At 54.4% G+C, this 7,732-nt stretch carries 9 protein-coding genes and 1 tRNA gene; 6 read left to right on the top strand and 4 right to left on the bottom strand.

Features of this window, described 5'->3' with window-relative positions; genetic code table 11:
- Nucleotides 1–449, top strand: a 449-nt coding sequence (locus RR877_RS09140) for an IS3 family transposase (RefSeq protein WP_332627985.1), incomplete at its 5' end; no start/stop codon positions are given.
- 72 nt (nt 450–521) lie between these two features.
- Here RR877_RS09140 and RR877_RS09145 read toward each other — a convergent pair.
- Nucleotides 522–1,892, bottom strand: a complete 1,371-nt coding sequence (locus RR877_RS09145) for an NAD-dependent succinate-semialdehyde dehydrogenase (protein ID WP_277495480.1) — start codon at nt 1,890–1,892, stop codon at nt 522–524.
- A gap of 106 nt (nt 1,893–1,998) precedes the next feature.
- Nucleotides 1,999–2,071: transfer RNA gene (locus RR877_RS09150), tRNA-Arg, on the bottom strand.
- Between the two features lie 58 nt (nt 2,072–2,129).
- Here RR877_RS09150 and RR877_RS09155 point away from each other — a divergent pair.
- Nucleotides 2,130–2,471 carry a hypothetical protein gene (locus RR877_RS09155; protein ID WP_332627987.1) on the top strand — a complete coding sequence of 114 codons (342 nt, stop codon included), beginning with the start codon at nt 2,130–2,132 and terminating at the stop codon, nt 2,469–2,471.
- Here RR877_RS09155 and RR877_RS09160 read toward each other — a convergent pair whose 3' ends face one another.
- Nucleotides 2,472–3,425: an EamA family transporter gene (locus tag RR877_RS09160; RefSeq protein ID WP_110233731.1), complete on the bottom strand. Its 954-nt coding sequence runs from the start codon at nt 3,423–3,425 to the stop codon at nt 2,472–2,474.
- 59 nt (nt 3,426–3,484) lie between these two features.
- Nucleotides 3,485–4,573 carry an alpha/beta fold hydrolase gene (locus tag RR877_RS09165; protein ID WP_332627989.1) on the bottom strand — a complete coding sequence of 363 codons (1,089 nt, stop codon included), beginning with the start codon at nt 4,571–4,573 and terminating at the stop codon, nt 3,485–3,487.
- A gap of 38 nt (nt 4,574–4,611) precedes the next feature.
- On the opposite strand from RR877_RS09165, the gene msrA reads away from it, so the two are divergent.
- From msrA to ettA, 4 genes are all read left to right on the top strand, one after another.
- Entirely contained in the window at nt 4,612–5,136 is a 525-nt protein-coding gene (gene msrA, locus RR877_RS09170) for a peptide-methionine (S)-S-oxide reductase MsrA (protein ID WP_332619145.1), read from the top strand.
- Between the two features lie 125 nt (nt 5,137–5,261).
- Nucleotides 5,262–5,732 (top strand): single-stranded DNA-binding protein, encoded by a 471-nt coding sequence (ssb, locus tag RR877_RS09175; RefSeq protein ID WP_332619146.1) that lies wholly within the window; start codon nt 5,262–5,264, stop codon nt 5,730–5,732.
- Nucleotides 5,733–5,814: 82 nt separating this feature from the next.
- Nucleotides 5,815–6,288 (top strand): hypothetical protein, encoded by a 474-nt coding sequence (locus RR877_RS09180; RefSeq protein ID WP_332619147.1) that lies wholly within the window; start codon nt 5,815–5,817, stop codon nt 6,286–6,288.
- Nucleotides 6,289–6,304: 16 nt separating this feature from the next.
- A partial coding sequence (gene ettA / locus RR877_RS09185) for an energy-dependent translational throttle protein EttA (protein WP_332627991.1) occupies nt 6,305–7,732 on the top strand: 1,428 nt, incomplete at its 3' end.

The following is a 7,732-nucleotide window of genomic DNA, read 5'->3' on the forward strand; positions in this document are numbered from 1 at the left end:
ACCAGAAAGTGTATCTCTCAGCGATCTATGACCTGTTCGATCATGCAATCGTGAGCTTCAAAACAGGAACCTCACCGAATACCGGATTGACGTCACGGAGCCTGAAAGACGCGTTTGAACGTGAACAACCAGCTGCCGGACTACTCGTTCACACAGATCAAGGATTCCACTACCAACACCACTCGTGGCGTGAACTGTTGGAAGAACATGGCGCTATCCAATCCATGTCCCGCAAAGCAAACTGTTATGACAACGCCCTGATCGAGAACTTCTTCGGACACCTCAAAACAGAAATGTTCCATGGTGAAAGATTCAACACCGTCAACGAACTCATCGAAGAAATTGAGGAATACATCGATTGGTATAACAGAGATCGTCTACAAGAACGACTGAAGGGCATGACCCCGATGCAATATCGGAACCATGCCCTTCAGTTAGAAGCCGCCTAGTATTTATCCTGTCCAACTTTCGGGGGACAGTTCACATCAGGCCAGGGAATCTTCGGTAGTTCTAACTCTGAATTACTTCAGAATGCGAATGAGCTTACGGTTGACGAACTCTTCGATACCGAACCGACCCAGTTCGCGGCCGAAGCCTGAGCGCTTGATGCCACCGAAGGGAAGCTCAGGGCTGTCCAGGCCAACGCCGTTGACGTAAACCATTCCGGCTTCGATCTGGTCTGCCACGCGAAGGACCTGGTCCTTGTCCGTGGAGAACAGGTAGGAACCAAGTCCAAAGGGAGTGTCGTTAGCCAGCTCAACAGCAGCTGCCTCGTCCTTGACGGAGTAGACAATCGCAACGGGGCCAAAGAACTCTTCGTGGTGTGCATCCATGGCAGGAGTGACGTCAGTCAGCACAACACCGGAGAAGTAGGTTCCACTGCGGTCACCACGTGCGTGCAACGTTGCACCCTGCTTGACGGCACGAGAGACCTGTTCTTCCAGGCCGTCTGCTGCGCCAGCAGACGACAGAGGTCCGAGGTAGGTTCCTTCATCCATGGGGTTGGAAGGTGTCATCTCGAGCATCTTGGCAGTGAATTTCTCCAAGAACTCTGCATAGAGGCTTTCGATGACGACAAAACGCTTGGCTGCGTTGCAGGCCTGGGCGTTGTTGTCGTTACGACCGGCAATAGCTGCTTCAACGGTGGCATCCATGTCATCGGTGCTCAACAGAATGAAGGGGTCAGAGCCACCCAGCTCAAGAACAACCTTCTTGAGGTAGCGTCCAGCGGTTTCTGCCACAGCTGCACCAGCACGCTCGGAACCGGTCAGGGAAACACCCTGAACGCGTGGGTCAGCTATAACGCCTTCGATCTGCTTCGAGTCTGCGTAAAGGTTTTGGTAAGCGCCTGCAGGGAAGCCGGCGTCGTTGAAGATCTTCTCCATAGCGGCTGCAGATTCAGGGCACTGAGATGCGTGCTTGAGCAGGATGGTGTTACCCAGTACCAAGTTAGGACCAGCGAAGCGGGCAACCTGGTAGTAAGGGAAGTTCCACGGCATGATGCCAAGGAGCACACCCAAAGAAGAACGGCGGATGAAGGCTTCGCCTTCACCTTCGAACTCGGGGATGGCTTCGTCAGCAAGGAACTTCTCTCCATTGGTGGCGTAGAAAGAGTAGATGTCTGCGGTGAAGTCGACCTCACCAAGTGCCTGCTCGTATGGCTTACCCATCTCGCGAACAATGATTTCTGCGAGGTTTTCACGGCGGTCGCGGTGAAGCTGGGCCACCTTCTCAATGAGTTCAGAACGCTCGGCAACAGTGGTGGTCTTGGACCAGCCCTGGTGAGTTGTGTGAGCAGCATCAATAGCTGCAGAAATCTGCGCGTCGGTGGTCTGGGCAAATGGTGCTCCAGATTCTCCAGTTGCAGGGTTTGTAACGACGTACTTACTCATTTCCACTCCTATGTGGCACTAGATGGTGTTGCTTCGATGATAACTGTTCGGCTTCTAATAGATAAGGGCGTCTCAAGAGTTCACAGCACTTTCTGGGCATAAAAAGTCCCCCCGGCAGGAATCGAACCTGCGACCAAGAGATTAGAAGGCTCTTGCTCTATCCACTGAGCTACGGAGGGTTGGTTTACAAGTTTACCTTCTCACTTCAGCCCTCCTTGCCCTCGATAGGGTTGCTATATGGATGACGAAACACTTGATGCCGTTGGCAAGATCTCTCACACCTACCTCTTCGTCCTCCACGATGGTGAAGCTGTCCACCGCAATATTGCCGTGAAGATGGTCGCTGAAGAGCTCGGTCTCTTTGATGAGAACACGAAGAAAGAAATCGTGGAACTAGCTCAAGAAAAACTCATGCTATTTCTCGATGTTTTGCTCGAGTCGGGCTTCTTGCTTTCGCGCCCTCAAAAGACCGTCATGATTGCGCCCAAGGGGTTAGAGGCACTCATCGACAACGAAGGAACCTTCTCGAAGGATTTCCTTGCAGAGCACATCCCTCAGCTCTTGAGTGTTGAGCTGTAGTTACTTCTTGCGGATGGGGATTGCTCCCGTTGTGGCAGCGAGGTCAAGATCTACGATCTTGCCACCTCGCGACGTCTGGGCCAAGATGATGCCCGCGGTGACAATCAGTGCACCCAGAATCTGGATGAAGCTCAAGGATTCACCCAGCCACAACCACGCCACGATGAAGGCAAAGATCACTTCAGAAGAGGCAACGATGCCGGCAGAGGTGGCACTGAGCAAGCTCAGCGACTTGAAGGACATATAGAAAGCCACGAAGGAACCCATCGTGATGGTCCACAGGAATGGCACCCACAGCGGAACATTGACTGCCGCAAGCGAGCCACTGAGAGAAATCTGGTGGCTAAAGACAGAGAAGTCCATGTTCTGCCAGCCGCTAAAGAATGCCCAGAACAACGATGCAAACAGCATGGACCAGAAGGTCATGGCCAGCACGTTCATACCTTTGAGAGCTTGCTCACCAATGAGGAAGTAGATCGTGTAGGAAGCGGCAGCGATGAGGGCAAAGATCATGCCCAATCCATCAACGCTTGAGTTCCACATCTCTGCGACCACGCCCAGGCCGATGAGCACTAAGACAATGGCGACCCACAACCGGGCGCGAACGTGTTCCTTGAAAAAGAAACGCGCTATGACGGCCACAGCCAGCACAGCAAGGTATTCAAAGAGCAGAGCAATTCCTACAGGAATGCGCTCAATGGCCAGTGCATAGAACCACTGCAACATCGCCACACCAAATACACCCAACGCAGCCATGGCAAGCAGTCGTTTGAAACTGATCTTGAACGCGCTACGTTCGGTGAACAGCAACACAATGCCGGCAATCACCATGGTGGCCGTAGCGCGGAAGAAGGTCATCTGGGCGGCTGTAACACCTTCGGAGAGGACGAGTTTGACCACGCTTCCGTTCGAGCCGAACAAGAGCGCGGCCAAGAAGCCAATGATGTAACCCATGAGAGTTCTAATCTAACGAAGAATGGCCCCCGTTTCCGGGGGCCATTGAGGGAATTAACTTAGAACTTCGTGTTGAGCCAGGTTCGTGCTTCGTCCACGCTGCTCTGAGGCAGTGAGAAGTGATCGTCATTGGGGTAGGTGGAGGAGGTGATGTCTCCACCGAGTTCCTTGATGGCCTCGATGTAACCGAGCTGCCAAGGAAGTGGGCAAGGACCTGCAGGGTCCTGGCCATCAATGAGAACGAGGACGGGAGCAATGGGCTTCACGCGAGCAGCTGAAGCTTCAACGAAGGCAGAAAGCCACAGGGGTAGCTTCTCCTTCTTGACATCCAGAATTGCTCCCTGGTGCTTCCAGGTGCGGACCAGGATGTCACTCAAGTGGTGAACAGGAGCGGTGTTGTAGTTGTCTTCGAAAATCTGCTTACCCAGGGGAGTGAATACGTCGTCCATTGAAAGAGTGTCTGGGAAAGCAGTAGGCATAGCGCCCAACATCATGAACATGTGTCCATCAGGTGGGGTTGGTGTTCCACCACCGGCGAGAGCTGCCTGGGTTTCAGGGAGCTTCACGGCAACCCCTGGAACGCCGGGAGACATGGGAACAGTTCCGACGAGTTCTAGGTCGCCGTAGGCGTCTGCATCGAGTTCTGCAATAGCGGCGGCAGTTCCACCGCCCTGTGACCAACCGATACAACCAAACTTGTTTCCAGCACCAAGATCCATTTCACGCGCGGCGTGAACGATGTTGAGAGCGTCCAAAGCATTGGTCCGGTTCACGGTGTACTGGTGAACTCCTGGAGTGCCAAGTCCTTGATAGTCCGTAGCCACAACAATCCATCCCTCATCGATGAACTTCTGAAGCCCGGGGATGCCGTAGTCAATCTGAGTGGTCGAACCAGACTGGAAGTAGGTCACGAGCTCACGTGCTGGGTCAGGCTGTGCTGAAGGACAGGCCGCGTCTCCGAGGCCAGTGGTGCCGTGTGCCCAAGTAACAACTTTGCGATTCTCGGCAGTGGAGCTCGGGGTAATGACGAGACCTGTGGACTCGGTAGCTTTACCGTGAAGATCTTCAGAGTTGTAGCGAATGCGGTATGCAACAGCATTCGTGATTGAGGTGTCAATCTTTTCGCTCGATAGCAGAAAAGTATTCATGTGTGTCCCCTTGGCTCAGATGTCTCTAATCTAGAGCCATGACAACTTTCGTAGTAGCTGGTGGCTGTTTCTGGTGTTTAGATGCGGTCTACCGCACCCTCAACGGCGTTTCTGATGTTGTTTCTGGGTATACCGGTGGCACGAAAGAAAACCCCACCTACGAAGAGGTCTGCACCGGTACCACTGGTCAGGCTGAAGCGGTCAAGGTTGTTTTCGACGAGGCAGTGATTCCTGCCGAGGTCATTCTGGATGTGTTCTTCACACTCCACGATCCACGTCAACTCAACCGTCAAGGCAATGACATTGGCACGCAGTATCGCTCTGCCATGTTCTATGACGGCGAGCAGCAGAAGGAACTCTTTCAGGCATCTATTGATCGCGCCAATGAGTACTGGGGTGGGGGACTGGTCACCACACTGGAGCCTCTGGGTGTGTTCTATGACGCTGAGGAATATCACCAGAACTTCTTCGCGCGTAACCCAGGACAGGGATACTGCCTGGCTGTTGCCGTGCCTAAGGTCAACAAGGTTCGCGCTTCTTTCGCCAGCTACATCAAGGACTAATAACTCCTAGTCCTCCACAGGGCATTGCCGTGTGACCTTCATCCCAGATGTGGGTTTGTTCGTCGCGCCGTGAGCTTTCCTGACGCATTCTTCGTTCACGTATTCACGAACGAAAGGACGTCATCATGACGGACAACATCACTCTCACTGGATTGGTTGCCACCACTCCACGCCACCTCACCACCAGCGAGGGGCTCGCCATTACGAGCTTCCGTCTGGCATCCAGTCAGCGTCGCTTCGACCGTGCAGCAAACCGCTGGGTTGATGGTGACACCAACTGGTACACCGTTTCCAGCTTCCGAGCACTCGCGGAGAATGCTGCCACCTCGGTGTCGAAAGGTGACCGTGTCATCGTCACCGGCAAGCTGCGTATCCGCGATTGGGAGAACACCGATCGCTCCGGCACCACCGTTGAGGTTGAAGCTGAAGCACTTGGTCACGATCTGACGTGGGGCATCGCTTCGTACACTCGTAACTCGTCCTCCACAGAGGTGACCTCGGTTGCTGAAGATGATTGGGGCGGCATTCCCGACAAGGACAGTGATGAAGAGGACCTTCCTCTCGCTGCGAAGAGTCGTAAAAAGGTTGCTGCCTAGCAACACCTCCTCATACTGAGCGAAAACACAGAACGCCCCCTTTAGACTTGGGGGCGTTCTGTCGTTTCGGGGAAGGAGAGCCATGAAGATTCGCGTTATTGCCACTGCGCTAGCTCTCTCTGCCGCACTTGCGCTCACGGGATGCTCAGCATCCACTCCGAATGTGAAGCCCACCGAGACTGCAACAGCTTCCGCATCGGCAACACCCAAGCCCACCAAAGACCCTGTGCTTCTGCCTAACGGCAGTGCCAAGGACAATCTGTATTACTTCACCTGGATCATTGAAAAGACACTCGCCGCTGATCCTGCGGCCGATTCTTATGCTGTTGCCCAAGCAGTCGGTGCTGCAGGGTTCGATCCTGCGACCGTGCAGTTCACGTTTTCGCGCACAGCAGCAGGCCTTGCTGCTGACACATCGGAAGTTGCCGTCCAATTTGGTGGCCAGTGTGTGATTGGCCAGTTTGGACCTGTTGCCCCCAAAGTCATCTCCCGGGTGCTTCCTGTTTTGGCAACAGGCGGTTGTCTGCTCGGAACGGAAGTTCAGAGCCTGGGCTAACACCTAGAATTGAGCCATGGCTGAGTTCATTTATTCCATGGTTCGTGCCCGCAAGGCAGTCGGCGACAAGCTGATTCTCGATGACGTCACAATGTCGTTCTTCCCCGGTGCCAAGATTGGTGTCGTAGGACCCAACGGTGCCGGTAAGTCGACCATTTTGAAGATCATGGCAGGTCTCGACACCCCCTCGAACGGTGAAGCCAAGCTGAGCCCTGGCTATTCAGTCGGCATCCTCATGCAAGAACCCGAACTCGATGAGAACAAGACCGTTCTCGAGAACGTCCAAGACGGCGTGGGTGAGATCATGGGCAAGATCAACCGCTTCAACGAAATCTCTGCCGCCATGGGTGAGCCTGACGCAGACTTTGACACTCTTCTCGCCGAGATGGGAACCCTCCAGGAAGACATCGACGCTGCCAACGGCTGGGACCTCGACTCTCAGCTCGCTCAGGCGATGGATGCTCTGCGCTGCCCACCCAGTGACTGGCCCGTGGACAAGCTCTCCGGTGGTGAGAAGCGTCGTGTTGCACTCTGCAAGCTCCTGCTGCAGAAGCCTGACCTGCTCCTGCTCGATGAGCCCACTAACCACCTCGATGCCGAGTCTGTGCTCTGGCTCGAGCAGCACTTGGCTAAGTACCCCGGTGCCGTTCTTGCCGTAACACACGACCGTTACTTCCTCGACCACGTTGCTGAGTGGATCGCGGAAGTAGACCGCGGACACCTCTACCCCTACGAAGGTAACTACTCCACCTACCTCGAGAAGAAGCGTGAGCGTCTTGAGGTTCAGGGTAAGAAGGACGCCAAGCTTGCTCGTCGTCTCTCGGAAGAGCTCGACTGGGTTCGCTCCAACGCGAAGGGTCGCCAGGCTAAGTCCAAGGCCCGTTTGGCTCGCTATGAAGAGATGGCTGCGGAGGCTGAAAAGACCCGCAAGCTCGACTTCGAAGAAATTGTTATTCCTGCCGGTCCACGTCTCGGTGCTGTTGTTCTCGAAGTGAAGAACCTTAAGAAGGGCTTCGGAGATCGCACCCTTATTGACGGTCTGTCTTTCTCGCTACCTCGCAACGGAATCGTCGGTATTATCGGCCCTAACGGTGCCGGTAAGTCAACCCTGTTCAAGACCATTGTGGGTCTGGAAGAAGCAGACGGTGGTGAAGTCAAGATCGGTGAAACCGTGAAGATTTCCTATGTTGACCAGAGTCGTGGCGGTATCGACCCCAACCTCAACCTCTGGGAAGTTGTTTCCGATGGTCTGGACTTTATCCAGGTCGGAAACGTGGAAATCCCCAGCCGTGCTTATGTCTCCACCTTTGGTTTCAAGGGCCCAGACCAGCAGAAGAAGGCTGGTGTGCTCTCCGGTGGTGAGCGTAACCGCCTGAACTTGGCACTGACTCTCAAGCAGGGTGGAAACCTTCTCCTGCTCGATGAGCCCACCAACGACTTGGAC

This window comes from Aurantimicrobium sp., from assembly GCF_036667855.1.
In the GTDB taxonomy this organism is placed as follows: domain Bacteria; phylum Actinomycetota; class Actinomycetes; order Actinomycetales; family Microbacteriaceae; genus Aurantimicrobium.